Annotated in this window: 13 protein-coding genes; 4 read left to right on the top strand and 9 right to left on the bottom strand. The window is 73.7% G+C overall.

Translation table 11 applies throughout. The features are described 5' to 3' along the window. Position 1 precedes the first annotated feature (1 nt). On the top strand, positions 2–1273 hold the full coding sequence (locus tag AB0N90_RS34500; RefSeq protein WP_365203117.1) for a cation:proton antiporter: 1272 nt from the start codon (positions 2–4) through the stop codon (positions 1271–1273). A 44-nt stretch (positions 1274–1317) separates the two neighbouring features. On the opposite strand, the gene AB0N90_RS34495 is transcribed toward AB0N90_RS34500, so the two are convergent. The 8 genes from AB0N90_RS34495 to AB0N90_RS34460 form a co-directional block, all read right to left on the bottom strand. Continuing rightward, entirely contained in the window at positions 1318–1974 is a 657-nt protein-coding gene (locus AB0N90_RS34495; RefSeq protein WP_365203115.1) for a DUF2461 domain-containing protein, read from the bottom strand. 208 nt (positions 1975–2182) lie between these two features. Continuing rightward, complete coding sequence (locus tag AB0N90_RS34490) at positions 2183–7060, bottom strand: AMP-binding protein (RefSeq protein ID WP_365203113.1); 4878 nt, start codon at positions 7058–7060, stop codon at positions 2183–2185. After that, complete coding sequence (locus AB0N90_RS34485) at positions 7060–7629, bottom strand: flavin reductase family protein (RefSeq protein WP_365203111.1); 570 nt, start codon at positions 7627–7629, stop codon at positions 7060–7062. Before AB0N90_RS34485 ends, AB0N90_RS34490 begins: the two co-directional genes overlap by 1 nt. Beyond that, entirely contained in the window at positions 7626–9260 is a 1635-nt protein-coding gene (locus tag AB0N90_RS34480) for a tryptophan halogenase family protein (protein WP_365203110.1), read from the bottom strand. The genes AB0N90_RS34485 and AB0N90_RS34480 overlap by 4 nt, the downstream gene beginning before the upstream one ends. Positions 9261–9320: 60 nt before the next feature. Then, the gene (locus AB0N90_RS34475) at positions 9321–10517 is read right to left on the bottom strand and encodes a cytochrome P450 (protein ID WP_365203108.1); all 1197 of its coding nucleotides are present in this window, start codon (positions 10515–10517) and stop codon (positions 9321–9323) included. Next, the gene (locus AB0N90_RS34470; RefSeq protein ID WP_365203106.1) at positions 10514–11254 is read right to left on the bottom strand and encodes a thioesterase domain-containing protein; all 741 of its coding nucleotides are present in this window, start codon (positions 11252–11254) and stop codon (positions 10514–10516) included. The genes AB0N90_RS34475 and AB0N90_RS34470 overlap by 4 nt, the downstream gene beginning before the upstream one ends. Further along, positions 11251–13041, bottom strand: coding sequence for a non-ribosomal peptide synthetase (locus AB0N90_RS34465; protein WP_365203104.1), 1791 nt, complete (start codon positions 13039–13041; stop codon positions 11251–11253). The genes AB0N90_RS34470 and AB0N90_RS34465 overlap by 4 nt, the downstream gene beginning before the upstream one ends. Next, positions 13038–13910, bottom strand: a complete 873-nt coding sequence (locus AB0N90_RS34460) for a BTAD domain-containing putative transcriptional regulator (protein WP_365203102.1) — start codon at positions 13908–13910, stop codon at positions 13038–13040. Before AB0N90_RS34460 ends, AB0N90_RS34465 begins: the two co-directional genes overlap by 4 nt. Before the next feature lie 218 nt (positions 13911–14128). Between AB0N90_RS34460 and AB0N90_RS34455 the strand changes: the two genes are divergently transcribed. Beyond that, a complete protein-coding gene (locus AB0N90_RS34455; protein ID WP_365203100.1) occupies positions 14129–15163 on the top strand; it encodes an aminotransferase class I/II-fold pyridoxal phosphate-dependent enzyme in 1035 nt (344 codons plus the stop codon). Here the strand turns inward: AB0N90_RS34455 and AB0N90_RS34450 are convergent. After that, a complete protein-coding gene (locus tag AB0N90_RS34450; RefSeq protein WP_361682710.1) occupies positions 15090–15872 on the bottom strand; it encodes a response regulator transcription factor in 783 nt (260 codons plus the stop codon). The genes AB0N90_RS34455 and AB0N90_RS34450 overlap by 74 nt on opposite strands. A gap of 416 nt (positions 15873–16288) precedes the next feature. Here AB0N90_RS34450 and AB0N90_RS34445 point away from each other — a divergent pair, with 416 nt between their 5' ends. Both AB0N90_RS34445 and AB0N90_RS34440 read left to right on the top strand, forming a co-directional pair. Beyond that, positions 16289–17182: a glycosyltransferase gene (locus AB0N90_RS34445; RefSeq protein WP_365203098.1), complete on the top strand. Its 894-nt coding sequence runs from the start codon at positions 16289–16291 to the stop codon at positions 17180–17182. Positions 17183–17869: 687 nt separating this feature from the next. Continuing rightward, positions 17870–20998 carry a BTAD domain-containing putative transcriptional regulator gene (locus tag AB0N90_RS34440; RefSeq protein ID WP_365203141.1) on the top strand — a complete coding sequence of 1043 codons (3129 nt, stop codon included), beginning with the start codon at positions 17870–17872 and terminating at the stop codon, positions 20996–20998. The last annotated feature ends 128 nt before the right edge of the window (positions 20999–21126 follow it).

Raw genomic sequence — 21126 nt, 5'->3', positions numbered from 1 at the left:
CTTGAGCGTCGCCGACGTCACCACCGCCGTACTGGGCGACATCGCCGTCATCCTGCTCGTCTCCACGCTGCTCGGCGGGCTCGCCCGAAGGTTCGGCCAGCCCGCCGTCATCGGGCAGATCCTGACCGGGGTGGTGCTCGGCCCGACCCTGCTGGGCCGGTTCCCCGGGAACCCGACAGGACGGCTGTTCCCGGCGGCGGCCCTGCCCTATCTGTCCGTCCTCTCCCAGGTCGCCATCGTCACCTTCATGTTCGTGGTCGGCTACGAGCTGCGCCTGCGGTCCCTGCGGGAGAGCGGCCGGACGACCCTGTCGGTGGGGGCCGTCGCCCTGCTCGTCCCGATGCTCCTGGGCGCGGGCGCGGTCACACTGGTTCCGTCCGCGTTCTCCTCGGTCGGCGAACACCACGTCGACTCGCGCCCCTTCGTGCTGTTCATGGCCGTCACCGTGTCGATCACGGCGCTGCCCGTGCTGGCCGCGATCATCCGGGACACCGGGATCGCCGGGACCCGCGCCGGTGTCGTCGCGCTCTCCGCCGCCGGTCTCATGGACATCGGCGCGTGGACCGTGCTCGCCATGGCGATGCCCGGCGCCTCGCACGGACCGCCGCTCTGGCGGACCGTCCTGCTGACCCTCGTCCTCGTGCTGGGCGGCCTCCTGGTGGTCCGTCCGCTGCTGAGCCGGTGGCTCGACCGGCCCCGGGGGCTGTTCGTGCCGCAGCTGCCCGTGGCGATCGTCCTGGCGACGAGCTGTGCCTGGGCCACCTCGGAACTGGGCCTGCACGCGGTCTTCGGCGGCTTTCTGGCCGGGCTGGTCATGCCGCGCCGCGGCGGGGCGCCCGACGCCGATGTGCTGCGGGCGATGGAGGGCGCCACCGATCTGCTGCTGCCGCTGTTCTTCGTGGTGACCGGGCTCTCCCTGGACATCGGCGCGCTGGACCCGGGCAGCGTGCCTCTGCTCGGTCTGCTCCTGCTGATCGCGATCGTGGGGAAGACGGTGCCCGGCTATCTGATGAGTCGGCTCAACCGGCTGGGACGGCGCGAGTCGGCCACCATCGCGGTGCTGCTGAACACCCGTGGGCTCACCGAGCTGATCGCGCTGAACGTCGGCCTGAGCGCCGGGATCATCCACGGCCGGCTCTTCACCCTGCTGGTGCTGGTGGCCCTGGTGACGACGGCCATGACCAGCCCGCTGCTGACGCTCCTCGCCCGGCCCCGCCGCCCGGCGTCCCGCACCGGCGACACCGTGCCCTCCGTCGGCGGCAAGGAGGCATGAGGAAGCGCCCGGCCCCCGCACGGCCCGGGCGCCGCCTCGGACGGCTACCCGTCCGAGGCGCGCAACTCCCGGGCCCGCGCGCAGGCGTTGGCCGACAGCCAGTCCAGTGCCGGGCGCAGCTCGCGCCAGGTCCCGGCCACCCAGGCCGCGGCCGACGGCCGGCCGGCCGCGGCCCGGTCGCAGCCGCGGCCGATGTCCAGCGTGCGATGGCGCAGCAGCCCCACCCGCGGATGGTCGGCCGGCACCCCGCGCGGCCTGGTCACCAGCGCGACCCCGCCCACGGTGTGCCCGAGCTTCTCCAAGTCGTCTACGAGGAGCTGGAGTTCGGCGCCCCGCTCCTCGGCCACCACCGCGCGCAGAGCCGCCGTCTCCTGCGGGGCGCGCGAGTAGTACCGGCCGGTGGCGCGCAGCCCGTCCGCGTCGAGGTGGAGCCAGTAGCCGAGGCCGGGTTCGAGGTCCACCAGGGCGCCTTGGTACGTCTTGTACGGCGACTTGTCGTTCGAGGCCCGGGTGTCCCGCTGCGGCCGCAGCATGCGCAGCGCGCCGAACTCCGGGGACAGCTCGGCGACCAGGTGTGCCATCGGCTCCCGTACCGCCCGCTCGTAGCGGTCGCGGTGGCGGTGCCAGAAGGCGGTCGAGTTGTCCTCGGCGAGCTCTTCGAAGAAGTCGAACGCCTCGTCCGGGAACCCCGTGAAGGCCATGGGCTCATCCTGCTTTCGTGCCGGAACCGACGACCTCGCGCATGTCGCCGTCGTGGTCAACAACCGGTCAGGAGGTGCCGATTGTAGTGGCGGCACCGGGCGGGACGGAGCCGTTCTGCCGACTCCGCCCGCCCGCCGCCCGTGTCCTCCGCGCCCGTGTCCTCCTCCGTCCGTGTCCTTCGCCGTCCGTGTCCTCCTCCGTCCGGTGTCAGCTGCCGGGCGTGCGGGGGCGTACGGCGGCGAGGTAGCCGGGGACGCGGATCGCGCCGCCGTCGGACTCCGGGTCGACGGCGTACATCTGCGCCGCACCGGCGGACAGCCGCCGCCACCGGTCCGCGGGGAAGTGGCGGTCCAGGTCCGCCGGGCCGAACGGCGTCGAGTGGCGCACCCCCGCCGCTTCGAGCGGCCTGACCAGATGGGCGGCCCGGCCGCGGGCGCCGCCCACATGGCCGAGATAGCCGAACGAGTCGCGCGCGTAGTCGGGTTCGATCAGCAGCACCCCGCCCCGGCCCCCGGTGAGCACGGCGAGCGCGGCGGCCGTCGCGGCTCGCTCCTCCTCGCCCAGGACGTGCAGGACCGCCCGGATGAAGACGTTGGCGGGTCCGATCCGCTTGGCCAGCGCCTCGACCGCGGCCGGGTCGCCCGGGTCGAGGACCTCGAAGGACAGGTCCCCGGACCCCGAACCCTCCGTGCGCGCCCGGGCGATCGCGGTGGGCGACACATCGACGCCGACCACGGCATGGAACCGGGTGGCGAGCGCCCGCGCGTAGCGGCCGTTGCCGCAGCCCAGGTCGATCACCGGCAACGCGGGGTCCAGATGGCGGGCCGTGGTGTCCAGGAGCCAGCGCATCTCGTCGGCGTCGTCGGCGTCCCACAGCACGTCCCCGCCGCGGCCGGTGGCGTCCACCGAGGACCAGTACCGCTCCCATGCCGCGCCGGTGCGCTGGGCACCGGCGACCGCCCCGGGGTCCGTGGCGCCCGCCGTGTGCCGGGCGGTCCCGTAGCCGAAGTCCCCGGCCGACCAGCCCGCGCGGGTGGTGAGCCGGGCCAGCAGGTCGAGGAAGGCGGTGAACATCTCGCCGATCAGCCCGTCGGGGTAGACGGCCTGGATGTAGTCCCAGTTGAACCGCAGCCCGCCGTCCTCGGTCTCGAACACCTGGAAGTCCAGGCTGACCTGGGGGGTCTGGGAGATCCCGTACACCGCCGAGCCGAACGTGGTCCGCCGCTGGTCCGGGGGGTAGCCGACCAGGCTGGTCATCACCACCGGCATCGCCGGGGTGAGCGTGCCGCGCAGCCGGGTCAGGGCGCGCAGGACCTGCATCCCGGTGAAGTGCCGGTGCTCCAGATCGGCCCAGAGCCGCTGCTGCAGCGTCCGGGCGCGGTCCCCGAAGGTGTCCCCGGAGCCGGTGGCCTCCAGCAGCAGTGTGGTGGTCGTATGGCCGATCACCTTGCCGATCTGGGGGTGCAGGGGCAGTCGGCTGAACAGCGGGAAGTTGAGGCAGAACGACGGCTCGGCGGACCAGGACCGCAGCACCTCGGCGTAGGCGGCGGCGAGCACACCGGAACCGGTCACGTCGTGCTCGGCGGCCAGCGCGCCGATCGCCGCCCAGTCCGCGGCGGCGAGGACCCCGCTGTGCCGTTCGATCCTGGCCGCCAACTCCGGCTGGTGCGAGGGGCGTTCGGGTAGCCGGGGGGCGCCGGGCAGGGCTTCGAGCCGGTCCAGCCAGTACCACTGGGAGCGCTGGTAGACATCGCTGTCCGGGAGGTTCGCCGCGAGGCCGAGAACGTAGTCGCGGAACGTCAGCCGCAGGGGTTCGAGCGCCGCGCCCCGGCCCGCGTACAGCTCGCTCAGCTCGGGGACGATCACCTGGAAGTAGCTCCAGGCGTCGGCGACCAGGAAGTCGAGCACCAGATGGATCCGGGTCCGGCCGCCGGGCAGCAGGGTCAGCCGCAGATCGAACAGCGGCCAGGTGGCCGCGTCCAGGATGGTGTGCGACAACCGGGCGCGCAGGGCGAGGAGTTCCGGCTCCGGATCGGCCGCCGCCCGCAGGTCGTGACGCCCGATCACGAAGTCGGGGACCTCGGCGAGCACGTGCTGGGTGCCGTCGGCCAGTACGACGGTGCGCAGCGCGTCGTGCCGCTCGACCAGGAGCTGCCAGGCGTGCTCGAACGCGTCGAGGTCGAGGTCGTAGGACTCCCACTCGAAGTATCCGTGGCAGCCGACGTTGCCGAGCTCGACCAGGCCGCCGCGGCCGATCCACATCGCCTGCTGGCCGTCGTTCAGCGGGAACGGCTCGTAGCGCGCGGCCGGGTCCGGTTCGACCGGGGGCAGTCCGGCGTAGGCGGCCGAGCCGGTGCGGCCCGCCTCGACGGCCGCGGACAGCTCGCCCGCGGTCGGGTTGGCGTACAGCTCGGTCATGGACAGTTCGGTGCCGAACCGGCCGCGCAGCTCGTCGATGAGCCGGAAGGCCAGCAGCGAATGGCCGCCGAGGTGGAAGAAGTTGTCGGTCATCGAGATCGTCCGGCCGTCGAAGATCTCGGCCCACAGACCGGCCATGGCGGCCTCGGTCTCGCTGCGGGCAGGCACGAAGCCGTCGCCGCCCGCCACCGCCGGGTCGGGGTCGGGCAGTGCGCGCAGGTCCGTCTTGCCGTTGGGCAGCCGGGGGATCCGGTCCAGCGTGGTGACCGTCGCCGGGACCATGTAGTACGGCAGCCGTTCGCTGAGCCTGGCCTTGAGCGCGGCGCCGTCCGGTCCGGTGCCGCCGTCCGCGCTGACGCAGGCGGTGACGTAGGCGGCCAGCCGCGGGCCGCCCTGGCCGGTGCGGACGGTGGTGACGACGGCCTCGGCCACCTCGGGGCAGTCGATCAGGGCGGTCTCCACCTCGCCCAGCTCGACCCGGAAGCCCCGGATCTTCACCTGGGCGTCGCCCCGGCCGAGGATCTCGATCGCGCCGTCCGCGCGGTAGCGGGCGAGGTCACCGGTCTCGTACACGAGCCCCTCGCCGGTCACCGGGTCCGGGCGGAACAGCTTCCGGGTCAGCTCGGGCCGCTCGTGGTACCCGGCGGAGAGTCCGGCCCCGCCGATCAGCAGCCGGCCGGTCAGCCCCGGGGGCACCGGGCGGTCCAGCGCGTCGAGCACATAGGCGCGGACGTTGGCGATCGGGCGGCCCGCGGGCACCGGGTGCGCGGCCTTGATGTGCGCGGGGGTCGCCTGGCTGGTCAGATCGATGCCCGCGCCCAGGTCCAGGCAGGTCAGCGCGTTGGTGCTCTCGGTGGTGCCGTAGGTCATCACGACGCGGAACGGGGTGTCCACCGGGGGCCAGCTGTGCACGCGCTCCGCGGTGGTGACCATGACGCGCAGCGCGGCGTCGGCGGGCCAGTCGAGTGCCCAGGCCGGTTCCGCGAGGGCTGCCACCAGCATCGTGTGGGTGATCCGCTCCGCGACCAGCCAGTCCCGCAGCTGTGCCGGGGACAGCGCGTGCCGGGCGGCGGGGACGCACACCGTGGCGCCGAGCGCGAGGTGCGGCATCCACTCCATGATCTGGACGCCGAACCCGGGCGCGGACAGCCAGGAGGCCCGGTCGCCGGGCCGTACCGCGTACGCGCGGCCGGTCCAGTGCACCAGGTTCTCTATCGCCCGCAACCGCTCCAGAACCGCCTTCGGCTCCCCCGTCGACCCCGAGGTGTAGATGAGATGGCTGAGGGGTTCGGCCGCCACCGGGGTGTCCGGCGGCCGGACGGGCGCGTCCGCGGTGGCGGCGATGTCGATGACGGGCAGATACGGCTGAAGACGCGCACCCGGCCGCCCTCCGGCCCCCTGCGGGCCCATGACCTGGTGATCCGTTCCGTCGCCCCCATCCCGCGGCAGCGGCGCGCCCGCCCCATCGCCCACGCCCTGCGCCGGCCGCTCGCCGAGCCCACTTTCGGTGCCCTGCCCGAGCGGCTCGCCCGGTGCGTCGCCCGCCTCCTGCGCAAGCCGCTCCCCGGATCCCTCGCCGGTGCCCTGCGGGGCTCGCTCGTCCTTCCCGTCACCGGGTCCCTGCGCGAGCCGGCCGCCGAGTCCGCCGTCGGTGCCCTGCGCGAGCCGGTCACCGGGCTCACCATCGGCGCCCTGCGCAAGCCGCCCCCCGAACCCCCCGTCGACTCCCTGTGGCAGGCGTTCGGGCAGTCCCTCGGTGGTCAGGACCGCCGTCGCCGCGCTGTCGCGGAGCATGAACGCGATCCGGGCGTCCGGGTTGACCGGGTCGAGGGGGACGATCGCCGCGCCGGCCTTCAGGATGCCGAGGACGGCGAGCACGTAGTCGAGGCCGCGGGGGCAGAACAGTCCGACGTGGTCCCCGGCCACGACCCCGGCCCGGCGCAGCTCGCCGGCGATCTGGTCGCCGCGCCGGTCCAGCTCCGCGAACGAGACGACGCGCTCGCCCTGTTCGACCGCCGGGGCGTCCGGGCGGGTGCGCACCTGGTGGGTGATCAGCTCCAGATAGCCGGTCGCGGGAAAGGGCGCGGCGGTGCGGTTCCACTCCTCGGTGAGCAGCCGCCGGTCCGCGTCGGTCAGCAGGTCCACCTCGGTCAGCGGTGTGTCCGGGGCGGTGTGCGCGCGCTCGCCGAGCAGCCGCAGCTGTCCGGCCAGCCGGTGCAGCGTCGACGGCTCCCACAGCCGGGCGGCACCGGCCACTTCGACGGCCTCGTCCGCGAGTTCCACCGCGAGGTCGCCGACGCCCCGGTGTTCCCCCGGCCCGCCCGCGACCGGGGCCACCGGGGCCACCGGGGCGGCCGGTGGCCGGGACGGCCGGAACGCCGGTCCGTCGAGCGCCGCCGCCGTGGCCGCGATCAGCTCGCCGACCGGCGCGTCCTGGTCCACCGGGATCTCGTACCAGCCGTCCGGGCCCGCCAGCCACACCCGGTCGTGCCCGCTGTACCGGGCGAGGAGGGCGGCCCACACCCCCGACCACCACGTCCGGTCGCGGCCGAGGTCGGCACCGGCCGGGGCGGTGTGCCAGGGCCGGTCCGGCTCACGCGGTGCGCCGGGCTCGGCCGGCCGGTCCGTGAGCAGCGCGGGCAGCGGTTCTACGGCAGGAGTGGGCATCAGCGACCGCCTTCCGGGCGCTCGGGTGTGCGGGGCAGGGCGTCCCAGGGCCGGAACGACCGGTGGGCGTAGACGAGCGGTGTCCCGGGCACCACGCCGGCGTCGATGACCGTGCCGAGGACCATCGTGTGGTCCCCGGCCTCGACCGTGCGGCTCACCTCGCACTGCGCGTACGCGCACACGTCGTCGGTGAGCAGCGGCAGCCCCTTCTCGGACATCCGCCAGCCGACCAGCGCGAACCGGTCGGGGACATCGGTGGAGAAGGCCCGGGCGACGCGCTCGGCCCCTCCGTGCAGCAGGTTCACCGCGAAGCCGCCCTGCCGGAGCGCGGCGCCCAGCGTCGAACTCGCGGTGCGCAGGCACACCGCGAGGGTGGGCGGCCGGAGACACACGCTGGTCAGCGAGGAGCAGGTCATGCCGCGCGGCCCGTCCTCCGCCGGCGCGGTGACCACCGTGACCCCGGTCGGGAACGAGCCCATGACCCGGCGGAACGTCTCCTCCGCCCGCGCCCGCTGCTGCACCTTCTCCGCCACTTCCGCCGCGACCAGCGGCACCGGGACGCCGCTCACGCCTGCCGCCGTGGCGCCTTCGCGGGGGCCTGCCGCGGCTGGTCGGCGTCGTAGAGGTGGCGCAAGTACTCGTAAGTGGACGGCAGTTCGGACACCAGCCGGCGCCGGCGGGTCCGCACGTCGGCGAAGGCGCGTTCGGCCGCCGCGACCGAGCCGGGCCGGTACGAGATGATCGGCAGCGTGTTCCGCGGCCGCACCCCGAGCCCGGCGAAGACGGAGTAATAGCTGCCGTTGGTCCAGAAGTTGCGGAACTCGGACTCGAAGTTGCCGTAGTAGGCGCGCTCGTCGGTCGTCGGCGGATTGACCGGGACCCCGGAGCGGTACATCTCGATCTTCTCCTTGATCTGGTCGGCCAGGGTGAGTTCCTTGGTGGCCCGCCAGAACGGAGTGTCGGTGCGCGGGGACAGCGAGAAGTGCGCCTGCAGGAAGTCCCGGGTGTCGTCGAACATGTCGACGATCTCGCGGTTGAACCGGTCCCGCAGCACCGGATCGACATCGCGCTCGGGGAAGTGCTTGACCAGCTGGTACAGCGAGGCGGTGATGAAGTAGATGCCCGTCGACTCCAGCGGCTCCACGAAGCACGAGGACAGCCCGATGCTGACGCAATTGCCCACCCACGCCCGGCGGTTGCGGCCCACCCGGAACCTGATGTGGTTGAGCGGCGTCTTCTCGGGATCCAGGCCCCACAGCCCGCACAGGTCGCGGGCGGCCTCGTCCTTGTCCGCGAACGCGTCGCAGTACACGTAACCGCTCCCGAACCGGCCCGGCATCGGGATCCGCCACGTCCACCCGGCGGGCATCGCGATCGAGGAGGTGTACGGCTCGATGCCGTACGTCTCGTCGTCGTGCGGCACCTGGGTGGCGACCGCGCTGTTGTTCAGCAGATGGTCGCTCATGTCGATGAAGGGCTCGCCGAGCTTCTTGTTGATCAGCAGCCCGCGCAGCCCGCTGCAGTCGACGAAGAGGTCGCCCCTGATCACCTCGCCCGACTCCAGGGTCACCGACTCGATGTAGCCGCGCGCGTCGGCCCGGACGTCCGAGACGGTGCCCTCGATGTGCCGTACCCCCTGCTTGACGGTGGCGAAGTCACGGAGGAACGCGGCCACCTTGGCGGCGTCGAAGTGCCAGGCGTAGGTGGTGCAGCGGGTGCCGTCGAGGAACCGGGGGGAGCGCTTGGCGTCCATCAGCGCCGGTTCGACGAAGCACGCGTAGTCGAAGGGCTCGTCGGCCGTGCCCGCCAGCTGCTTGCGCGTCCAGTAGTGCGACAGCGGCACCCCGTCGGGCGCGGGGAGCAGTCCGAACGGATGGTAGAAGTGGTCGGAGCCGTTCGCGTCCCGCCTGCTGACCGGCTCACCCGGCCCCGGTGTACGCCAGTTGATGAACTTGACCGCCATCTTGAAACCGGCGTTGCACTTGCCCATCCACTCCTCTTCGGGCAGCCCGAGATAGTCGAAGAAGACCCGCTGGAGATTGGGCACGGTCGCCTCGCCGACGCCGATGCGCCCGATCGCCGGTGCCTCGACGACGGTGATCGACGCTTGGCCGGACAGTGCCTTGCCGAGATAGGACGCGGCCATCCAGCCGGCCGTGCCGCCGCCCAGGATGACGATGTTGCGGATGGGCTCCCCCATGGTGACCTCCGTCAGATGGTTGTTCTCCCGGCATCGTCGGCGTCGGCCATTACCCGGTGGTTACGCACGCCCGTGCAGCCGCACCGGCAGCGCGCTGACCCCCCAGGTGAAGTTGGACGGTGTGAACGACGGCGCTCCGAGCAGCTCCACCCGCCCGACACTTCCGGCCAACCGCCGCAGCAGCGCGTCGAGTTCGCAGCGCGCCATCCGCGCGCCCAGGCACAGATGCCTGCCGTGGCCGAACGCCAGATGCCGGTTGGGGCTGCGGTCCACGAGGAACCGGTCCGGTTCCTCGAAGACCTCCTCGTCCCGGTTGGCGGACGCGTTCCACAGCGTGACCCGCTCCCCGGGCCGCAGCCGCTGCCCGGCGATCTCGGTCGGCCGCAGCACGGTGCGCATCGCGTGCACTCCCGGCGAGGCCCAGCGCAGCGCCTCCTCCACCGCCCCGGGCACCCCGGCGGGGCCCAGCGCGCGCAGCCGCTCCCACTGCTCGGGGAACCGGGCGAAGGCAAGGAGCGCCCCGGCGGCGACATAGCGGGTGGTCTCGTTGGCGCCGGAGAGCACTCCGTTGCAGTTGAAGATGATCTCCTCGTCGGTCAGCGGGCGCCCGCCGTCGCCGTCCACCCGGCCGTGCGCCGCGACCCAGCTCACGAAGTCGTCGCCCGGGTGCGCCCGGCGCGTCGCGAGGAGGTCGGCGAAGTACAGGAAGATCTCCCCGTTGGCGTAGGTGCCCGAGGTGTCGTCGAACGCCTCGGTGGTGACCGCGCCCACCCAGTCCCAGTCCGCCCGGGGCAGATCCATCAGGGCGCACACCACATGGTTCGGCAGCCGCTTGGCCACCTCGATGAAGTCCAGCGGCTCATCAAGGATGCCGTCGGTCACCAGCTCGTCCACCACCTGCCGGACGAGCCGTTCGACGCGGGGCATCCGGGCGGGCCCGAACCACTCCATCAGGGTCCGCTTGACGGCGGTGTGCTGCGGCGGGTCGGAGACGATCAGCATGCGCTGGGAGACCGCCGCCACAGCCGCCACATCGCTGCCGATGCGCATGCCGAAACGCGAGCCGAAATGGGTGGAGTCCGCGTACACGGCGGTGATGTCCCGGTGTTTCGTCAGCACCCAGAACGGGGCGCCGCCGCCCCGGTGCCGGTACACCGGCGCGTGGGCGCGCAGCCAGGCCAGGGTGTCCCAGAAGTCGTCGCGGGCGAACGGGCCGGGATCGAGCAGGTCGATCACCGGCGGGGCCTCGGGATTCACGCGGGTTCCTCCTCGGCGAGGTCGGACAGGATCCCGGACAGCAGGGCGAGCAGCGCGAGCGGATCCTCGCGGCTGACCCGGTGCCCGCCGGTGAAGTCATGCCGGTGCAGCGGCCCGGTGGTGACCTCGCGCCAGTCGTCGAGCTGCGCGGGGGTGACCGTCTCGTCGCCGAGGGCGCCCCACGCGTACACCGGGCAGCGCAGCGGCTCCGCGTCCGGCGGGGTGCGGAAGGTCTCGGAGAGTGCCGCGTCGCGCCGCAGCACCTCGGCGGCGATCTCCCGCAGCTCGGCGCGGAGTTCGGGCGGCAGGGCCGAGTCCTCGACGCTCGCCGAGGCCAGCCGTTCCACGTCGTCCTCGTCCAGCCCGCCGTGGCGCCGCCAGTGGACCGGCGCCCGGCAGACGCACACCACCAGGGCGGCCGGGCCGAGGGCGCGCGCCACCTCGTAGGCGAGCAGTCCGCCGAAACTGTCCCCGAAGACGACCAGCGGCCGGCCGCGGAGCCCGGCGTCCGACAGCTCCGCGACCACGGCGGCGACCACCTCGGCGATGCCGTCCGGCACCGGCTCGCCCCACCGGTCCTCCCGGCCCGGCAGCTGTACGCCGCACACGGTGGCCCGGGAGCCCAGCCGCAGCTGCCAGTTCTGGAACTGGAGCGCGCCGGAACCGGCCTGCGGCAGGCAGAGCAGCACCGGACGGGCCGCCGGCACGTCCTTCGCCCAGATACGCAGATAGGTCATGAGGCCGCCGCCGATTCGTTCAGCCGGGCGCGGAGCAGCGCCGCGCAGCCGCGGATGGTGGGGTTGCCCAGCAGTTCGCGCATCGACAGGGACACCCCGGTCTCCCGGCGCAGCGCGGTGATCACCCCGGCGGCCAGCAGGGAGTGCCCGCCCGAGGCGAAGAAGTCGGCGTCCGCGTCGGTCACCGGGTGTTCGAGGACCGCGTTCCAGACCTTCGTCACCGTGCCGATCAGGGCGTCCGCGAAGTCGTCGGGCTGCGGCTCGGTGCCGTCGGCGGCCGGGTGCGTCGGCCGGCCGGTGGCGAGCGCGTGCGCCGTGGCGAGCGCGGCCCGGTCCGTCTTGCCGTTCGGGGTCAGCGGCAGCCGCCGCACGCGCCGGATGCCGCTCGGCACCTGGTGCGCGGGGAGCGCCGCGGCGAGCCGCTCCCGCAGCTCGCCGTCCCCCGGATAGTCCTCGGCGGCCACCACGGCGAGCCCGATGGTCCGGCCCCCCGGCAGCAGATAGGCGACGGCCCGCGCCACCCCGGGTCCGGCGGCCCGGCGCTCGATCTCGGCGAGCTCCACCCGGAACCCGCGCACCTTGACCTGGTCGTCGCCCCGGCCGCAGAACTCCAGCAGGCCGTCGGCCCGGCGCCGTACGAGGTCCCCGGTGCCGTAGACGCGGCCGCGCTCGGGGTCGGTCACGAAGTACCGTGCGGTCAGGCCGGGTTCGTTGCGGTAGCCGAGGGCGACCCCGGGACCGCCGATGTACAGCTCGCCCTGGGTGCCGTCGGGCACCGGCCTGCCCTCGGGGTCGAGCACATGGACGGTGTAGCCGGGGATCGCGGTGCCGATGGTGGCCAGGTCGTCGCCGCGGGCGCTGTCCGCCCAGGTGGCGGCGATGGTGGCCTCGGTCGGGCCGTAGACGTTGAGCATCCGGCGCCCGCTCCCGTGCCGCTCCACCAGGTCCGGCGGGCAGGGTTCGCCCGCCACCACGATCGCCTCCGCGCTGCCCACGCCCGCCTCGCAGGCGGCCAGCAGGGACGGGGTCAGGCACACCACCCGGGGGGCGAGGGCGGCGATCGCGGCGGCGGGCGAGCCGGCCGTCGAACGCGCGAGGTCCACGATGCCGAGCGCGTTGCCGAACACCAGGTACAGCAGGGTGCACCAGAGCCAGCCGTCGAACGCGGGCGACACCGCGTTGATGCCGTGGCCGCCGCGCGGCATGTCGAGGGTCTCGATCGCGTCGAGGAACGCCTCCAGGTTCGCGAAGGAGACATCGACCCCCTTCGGTCGGCCGCTGCTGCCGGAGGTGTGGATCACATAGGCGACGTCGTCGGGGCGGGCCGGCTCGGTCCGCTCGGTGCGGGCGTCCGGCTCGGCGGGCTTCTCGAACAGTTCCGGGACGGTGAGCACGGGCACGCCGTTGCCGAGCACCTCGGGCGTCAGCTCGGCCGCGACGATCCACTCGGCGCCGGAGTTGACGACGACCTCGCTGAGATGGGCCGCCGGATGCCGCTCGTCGAGGAGCACCGCGCTCGCGCCGAGCGACCAGACGGACAGCAGCGCGGTGACCGCGTGCCGGTCCCGGCCGGTGGCGAGCGCCACCGCGGTGCCGCGCCCGATGCCATGGGCCTCCAGCACCCGGGTCATCGTGCCGACGGACGCGGCGAGTTCGGCCCAGCCGAGGCGGCCGTCGGCCGTGCGCACCGCGGGTTCGCGGGGACGTTCGGCGGCGTGCCGGGCCAGATGGCCGAGCAGCCGGGAGACGACGGCCGGCGGTGTCGCGGCCGAGGGGGTCACGGTCATGCGCGGGCCCTCCCTGCCACCGGACGGACGGCGAAGGGGCCGGGGACGACCGTGCGGCCGCGTCCGGTCAGGACCCGTTGGAGGGCGCCCCGGGTGTCGGCGCAGGGTTCGACGCCGATCCGGCGCCGCAGCCGCCGTTCGCAGAGCTGGTACCAGCGCAGCGCCTGCTCCTCCTGGCCGAGCAGCCCCGCGACCTCGATCAGGGCCTGGTAGGTGGGCTCGTGCAGGGCGTCGATCTGGAGCGTGCGCTGGCCGAGCGCGACGACCGTGTCCGTGTCGCCGCGTTCCATCGCGCTCGTGCGCAGGACGTCGAGGGCGCTCAGGGCGAGCGAGCGGTAGTACTCCCGCGCCTCGGCGATCCAGTCCTCGTCCTGACCGGCGAGGAAGTCACCGTGGTAGAGGGCGATCGCCCGGGCCAGGCTCTCGGTGGCCTGCTCGGGGCGGCCGTGGGCGCGGCGCCGCATCCCCTCGTGGACGCGTTCGCGGAACTCCTCGATGTCGCACCAGGCGTCGTCGGCGTCGAGCAGATAGCCGCCGTCGCGGTGCAGCAGCCGGATGGGCGACCCGGTGCCGGCCGGCTGCTTGCTGGCGCCGAGGGTGCTGCGCGCGCCGCAGCAGGCGACCTTCAGCGAACTGGAGGAGGCGCGCCACTCGGCCTCCGGCCACAGCGCGTCCCGTAACTGGTCGCGGGTCATCACCCGGCTGCGGTGCAGCATCAGGTACTGGAAGAGACTGCGTGACTTACCGGCCCGCCATCGCTCGACCGGCACCCCGCCCACCGAGGTGGCGAACCGGCCGAAGAAGCACACCGACAGGTATGCGGGCGGGGTGGTGTCCGGCGCGTTCGCACGTATGGGCGTAACGCTCATCCCTCTCACTCCTTTCGAGGGCGCCCCGGCGGATCGCCACAGGCGCCACCGAGCCTAAGAGCGGCTTGCCGCGGCGAGAGGGTCGTAGTGACGGAGATACGACCCTTGCGGGCCGGGTGGTGCGCCCTGGTCGCAGCGAAGCCGAGCGGGAGGGAGGAGCGGGGCGAGCCGTCCGGGAGGTTGTCCCGACTCCCTTTTCCGGCAGAGCATTTGACACCATGAACGGACCCTCGGGTTCCCCGCGTACGGACTTCGCGAGCGACAACCACGCGGAGGCCCATCCCGCCGTGCTCGCCGCGCTCGCGGCGGCCGCCCCCGGCCCGGCCCCCGCCTACGGCGGTGACCGCTGGACGGCCGCCGCCGAGGCGGAGTTGCGCGAACTGGCCGGGCCCACGGCGGTGCCGCTGCTGGTCTTCAACGGCACCGCCGCCAATGTGCTCGGGCTGTCCGTCCTGCTCGGTCCGGGAGACGCGATCATCTGCGCCGAGCAGTCCCACTTCGCCGTGGACGAGTGCGGCGCGGTCGAGGCGATGCTGGGCCGCAAGCTGCTGACGGCCCCGGCGCCGGACGGCAAGCTCACCCCGGCCGCGATCGAGGCCGTACTGGAGCGCTGCACGGATGTGCGCACACCGCGCCCCGCCACGGTGGCGCTCACCCAGGTCACCGAGCTGGGCACCTGCTACACCCTGCGGGAGCTGGCGGAGCTGCGGGAGCTGTGCGACCGCAGGGGGCTGCGGGTCTATCTGGACGGGGCGCGGCTCGCCAACGCCGTGGCCCGGCTGGGCTGCACGGTGGCCGACATCGCCCGCTACGCGGACGCGCTGAGCTTCGGCTTCACCAAGAACGGGGCTCTCGGCGCCGACGCGCTGCTCCTGATGGCTCCCGGCATCGCCGAGCGGGCCCCCTATCTGCGCAGACAGCAGGGGCAGTTGGCGTCCAAGATGCGCTTTCTCGCCGCCCAGGTCGGCGCGCTGCTCGACGGCGGGCTCTGGCTGGACAACGCGCGGCACGCGAACACCATGGCCGGCCGGCTCGCGGCGGAACTGGCGGCGCTGCCCGGGGTGCGGCTGGCGCAGCGGGTGGAGTCCAACGCGGTCTTCGTCGAACTACCCCGCGCCGCGGCGGACTTCCTGCGCCCGCGCTGGTCCTTTCAGCTGCTGCCGACGGGGCAGGCCCGGCTCATGACGTCTCACGCCACCGCTCGGGCGGACGTGGCCGACCTGGCCGAGGAGGTGAGGGCGAGCCTGCGATGACGAACCGCTCGGCCGGGCGGCGCGCGGGCAGCAGCCCCGCCGCCTCCGCCCGCCGTGCCGCGTCGACCCGGGAGACCGCGCCCAGCTTGCGGTAGATGTTGGTGAGGTGACGCTTGACGGTGCTCACGCTGATGAACAGCCGCTGGGCGAGCTCGGCGTTGCTCACGCCCTCGGCGAGCAGGGCGAGCACCTCCAGCTCGCGCTTGGAGATCAGCCCGGACGGCCTGGGCTCGGCCCAGTCGTGGAGGAACAGGGCTTTTTGCGGGAGGTGGATGACGAGCTGATCGGAGTTCAGCGTCACACAATGGATCGCCGTCCTGAGCGCCGGGTAGTCCACCGACTTGTGCAGATAGCCGGAGGCTCCGCCGGCGATCAGCTCGCGGATGTGCGCGCCGTCGTCGTGCATGCTCAGGATGATGACCCTGGTGTCCGGGCTCTCCTTGAGGACGTCGGTCAGCACTTCGTACGGATCCGAGCCGGGCAGTTCGATGTCCAGGATCAGGACGTCGGGGGCCGTCGACCGGCACAGGGCGACCGCCTCGTCGCCGGTCGCGCCCTCGGCCTCGACCGCGAAGGCCGGCACCGAGGTGAGCAGGGAGACCAGACCGGTGCGGAACAGATGGTGGCCGTCCACCACGACGATCCGTATCTGTGTGCCGTGCGGCAACTGTGCGCCGTGCGGCGGGGCATGGGTGGTTCGGGTTGCCATGTGCTGCCTACCCCCCCGCCTCGGCGGCGAGCCGAAGCGTCGTCGTGCCTCCCCCGTGAGGCGCAGCGCTTGCGTGAAGCCGCGCCTAGCACACGAAGGTAACCCCTTGCTACGAAGGCGACAAGTCATATGGCTCGCAAGGGACTTGGGGTCTGTGGGCCGATTTCGGGAGCCGGTTCGGGGGATCACGGACGCGCACGAACCCCACCAGGCAAAAGGCACACCGGGCGACAGAACGGAACTCGGGTTGTTCGGTCATGTCCTGAACCGAAATTCCCCCGCGTGCGGCAAAGTATCGCAAAAAGGATGTAAAGGGCCCAGAGGGGGGTGAACCGACGGAGGCGGGACGACCTCTTGGTGAACGATGGGCGGCGCGTGGTCAGGAACGCGCCGCCGCTGCCGGACGGGATGTGCACATGGTGGAGCCGAGGATCGCCGTCGCCGTGGTGACCATGGGCAACCGCCCCGCCGAGGTCGACGCCCTGCTGGAGTCCGTGGCCAAGCAGGACCTCGCCCCCGCCCGGACCGTGATCGTCGGCAACGGCTGCCGGCTCCCCGAGTTCGCCCGCCGGCTCTCCCTGCCCGGCGAGGTCACCACCGTCGACGTGCCGGAGAACCTGGGCTGCCCGGGCGGCCGCAACATCGCCCTCGCCCGGCTGCGGGAGTTCGGGGACATCGACGTCGTCGTGGAACTGGACGACGACGGGCTGCTCGTCGACGCCGATGTGCTGCGCCGGGTACGGGACCTGTACGCCGCCGAACCGCGCCTCGGCATCGTCGGCTTCCGCATCGCCGACGAGCACGGCGAGACCCAGCAGCGGCACGTGCCCAGGATCGGCGGCTCCGACCCGCTGCGCGGCGGCTACGTCACCGGATTCCTGGGCGGCGGCCACGCGCTGAGCACGGCCATGCTGGCCGAGACCGGGGACTGGCCGGCCGAGTTCTTCTTCGCGCACGAGGAGACCGACCTCGCCTGGCGCGCCGCCGACGCCGGCTGGAAGATCCGCTACTGCCCCGAACTGCTGCTCCAGCACCCCAGGACCTCCCCGGCCCGGCACGCCGTCTACTACCGCGTCAACGCCCGTAACCGCGTCTGGCTCGCACGGCGCCGGCTGCCGCTGCCGCTCATCCCGGTCCACCTCGGGGTCTGGACCCTGCTCACCCTCGCCCGCACCCGTTCCGCGGCCGGGCTCAAGGCATGGTTCGGCGGGTTCGTGGAGGGGGTCCGGGAACCGGCGGGGGAGCGCCGGCCGATGCGCTGGCGGACGGTGTGGCGGCTGACCGGGCTGGGCCGCCCGCCCGTGATCTGAGCACTCGGGGCGGGGGAGGCGGGACGGGGTCCCGGTCGTTCACCTCCGCCGACCGGGACCACCCACGTCCCCGGATCCGACCTGCGGCGACACTCCCCCGAGTTACGCGACTGACGCGCGCGCCGTCGGGCCGGTTCCGATGGAATGATCACATCAAGTCTCACCAACGGATCGCTAACATGTGGCCGAGGGAACGTCGGTGCGTGACAGGTCGGATGACCGGAACTCGCCCGGCGGCAGCGGCGGCAGGCCGGTGAGCGGACCGGCGGCCGGATGCCCGGACGGCCACTGACCAGGGCCGATCGCCCCGCGGACGGCGACAGGGGACCGCCCGCGGAAGGTGGCGGGAAATCGTCGCCTGCGGGACGGATTCCCGCCAGGAGCACGGCGGGCACGCGCCCGGCGCGGAGCACGGTCGGCCCCGACCGCGCGGGAAGGCAGTGGAGCGGCGTGAAAGGGCGGCGCGAGCTGCGGTTCGGACTGCTGGGTCCGCTGGTCCTCTACGACCGCCCGTCGTACGACGACCCGTTGTACGACGACCCGTTGTACGACGACCCGGGCGGGACGCGGTCGTACGAGACGCCGTACGACGCGGTGCCCGCCACCCCCGGCCATGCCGCGCTCGGCCACGCGGCCCCCGACCGTGCCGTCCCAGGCGAGGGCACACCCGACACCACCGCCCGCGCCATCGGCAGCCCCAAGATGCGCGCCCTCCTCGCCGCGCTGCTGCTGGAGCCCGGCCGGGTCGTGTCGGTCGAGTCGCTGAAGGACGCGCTGTGGGGCGGGGCGCCGCCGGCCTCCGCGCAGGCGTCCCTGCACAACCATGTCACCCGGCTGCGCCGGCTCCTGGACGATCCCGAACGGCTCAGGTCCGTGCCGCCGGGCTATCTGCTCCGCGTCGACCAGGGCGAGCGGGACGTGGACGTGTTCGACGCGCTGGTCACCGACGCCCGCGCCGCGCACGCCCGCCAGGACTGGCCGGGCGTCGTACGGTCCTGCACCGACGCGCTCGCGCTGTGGCGCGGTACCCCGCTCAGCGGACTGCCCGACCTCGGCGGCCGCGCCCTGGTGCCCCGCCTGGAGGAGGCGCGGCTGATCCTGCTGAAGTGGCGCTACGACGCCGAACTCGCCCTCGGCGGAACGCGGTTGACGGCCCTCGTCCCCGAGCTGTCGGCCCTCGTCGCCGAGCATCCGCTCCGCGAGGCGTACCACCGCCAGCTGATGCTCGCCCTGCACCGCACCGGCCGCCAGGCCGAGGCCCTCGCCGTCCACCGCGATCTGCGCGCCCGTCTGATCGAGGAACTCGGCGTCGAACCCGGCCCCGCCATGCGCGAGGCCCATGTGGAGGTGCTGCGGGGGAGCGACGGGAGCGGCGCGTGGCTCCCGGAGGGCGAGGGAGAGGGAGAGGAGGGGAACGGGGGCGGGGATGGGTACGAGTACGGGCACGGGCACGGCGGTGAGTCCTACCGGTCGACCGAGGCCGGCCGCCCGGCGGGGGACCGGAATCCGACGGCGCACCCGCCCGCGCGGGGAGCCGATGGCGGACTGAAGCCGGTCACCTCCGTGGTTTCGGGTACGGACGAGCACGACGGCGACACGCCCGCACCGCACCCCCCGCCCCTCGCCCAACTCCCGCCCCCACCGGCCCACTTCACCGGCCGTACCCTCGTCCGCCGCGCCCTGCGGCACGCGCTGACCGAGCCGCCCGCGCCGGGCCCGGCCGTCGCCGTGGTCTCCGGCATGGCGGGCGTCGGCAAGAGCGCGCTCGCCCTGCATGTGGCCCATGAGCTGCGGGAACGTTTCCCCGACGGTCAGCTCTACGTCAATCTGCACGGCGCCACCCCCGGGATGCCCCCGCTCGCCCCGGCGCAGGCGCTCGCCACCCTGCTCCGCGACCTCGGGGTCGAGCCCCGCAATGTGCCCGAACACCCGGATGCGGCAGCCGCGTTGCTCCGCTCCCTGCTCGCCCCCGCCCGCATCCTGCTGGTCCTGGACGACGCGGCCGACGCCGCCCAGGTACGTCCCCTGCTCCCGGCCGGACCCGGCTGCGCGGTGATCGTCACCAGCCGCTCCCCGCTGACCACCCTCGACGGCGCCCGGCGCTTCCCGCTCACCCCGCTGACCGGCGAGGACAGCGCGGCCCTGCTCCGCGCGCTGAGCGGCCGTCCGGGACTGGACGCCGGACACGCCCTGGTCGAGCTGACCGGCGGACTGCCGCTGGCGCTGCGCGTGGTCGCCGCCCGGCTCGTGGCCCGGCGCGCCCTCACCCCGGATGTGCTGGCCGGTCAACTGGCCGCCGGCGGAGACAGATTGCGGCAGCTGGAGTACGACGACCTCAGCGTCCGGCGCTCCCTCGCCGTCGCCCATGACGCCCTCGCCGCCGCCGAACGCGAGGCCGACCGGGACGCGGCCCTCGTGCTGCGCCGCGTCGGCGCGCTCGACCTGCCGACCTACGGCGCCCCGCTCCTCGCCCGTCTCACCGGCATCGACGCGCGCCGCGCCGAGGCCGCCCTGGACCGCCTGGTCGACGTGGCCCTCCTGGAGGAGACGGCCTACGGCCGCTACACCCCGCACGACCTGGTCCGCGAGTTCGCCCGCGAACTGGCCGCGAAAGACGGGGAGTTGCTTACGACGGCCGACCCCTCCCCGGCCGACCGGGCTCCCACCCGTACCCGGAGCGACACGCACCCCGACCTCGTCGCCCTGCGCTGGTACGCCGCCGTGGCCGAGCGCGCGCTCGTCGCCATCGTGGAACCCGGCCTCGACCTGGACGACCGGCTGCGGCCGACCCCCGCGCAGCCGCCGGAGCACGCCGCCGATGTGGCCGGGCTGCGGTCCTTCGAGTCGGCCGGGCAGGCGTTCGCCTGGGGCGAGACGGAGCTGGAGAACGTGGTCGCGCTGGTGGCGCGCAACACCGGGGCCGCCGATCCGCGCAGGCTGGCCCATCTCTCGGTGCTGACCCGCCTGTTGTTCCCGTATGTGCAGCGCAGTGGCCGGGTCGCGGAGATGGAGGTGCTCGGGCGGGCCGCGCTCGGGGCGGCAGGGCGGCTCGACGACGAGGAGGCGCGGGCGTACGCCCTCGGCGATCTCGCGGGCCTGCACTTCCTGACCGGCCGGCTCAAGGACGCCCTCGCGCTGACCGACCGCTGCCTGGAGAGCTGGCGGCGGCTCGGGGTGGCGAGCCGCATCCGGCGCTGTCTGAACAACCGGGGGCTGCTGCTGGAGGGACTGGGCCGGTTCGCGGAGTCCGAGGAGGCGCTGCGGCAGAGCCTGTCCTACGCGCGGCTGCTGAACGACCCCGTCGGCGAGGCCGTCACCCACAGCCATCTCGGCAACCTCTACGAACACACCGATCCGCGCGCCGCCATCGAGCAGCACCGGCGCTCGCTGGCGATCGGGGAGACGGTCGGCGCCGTCATCGTGCGCCACTCCGCGCACTGCAACATCGGCTACGCCCATCTCACCCTCGGTGAACCGGCCGCCGCCGCCCGGCACTTCGAGCAGAGCCTCAGCATCCTCGGCGGGCACGGCGACTGGCACGGCGAGTCCCAGACCCGGCTCGGCCTGGTCCGCGCGCTACGGGAGCTGGGGGAGGAGGAGCGGGCATACATCGAGTGCGGCGAGCTGCTGCGCCGCGCCGACGCCCGCGCCGACCGCTATACGGGCGGCCTGGCCCGCCACCAGCGCGGCCTCCTGCTGCACGCCCAGGGCCGCCACCCGGAGGCCCGCACCGCCTGGCACACCGCCCTCACCGCCCTGACCGGCACGGACGAACAATCCGTACTGACCGAACTGCGAGAACTGCTGTCCGACTGAACCGACGTACGCCGCCCGGCCGTTCACCATCCCCCCACCCGGCTCCGGCATCGACGGCCGGCCCTCTGCCACCTGCCCACCCGGCAATCGGCCCGCCCGGCTTCGGCTTCGGCTCGCCCGACGGCGAC

This window comes from Streptomyces sp. NPDC093018, from assembly GCF_040684035.1.
Classification (GTDB): Bacteria; Actinomycetota; Actinomycetes; order Streptomycetales; family Streptomycetaceae; genus Streptomyces; species Streptomyces murinus.
Note: the sequence above shows the minus strand (reverse complement) of the source record. Positions and strands in the feature narration are given on the sequence as shown.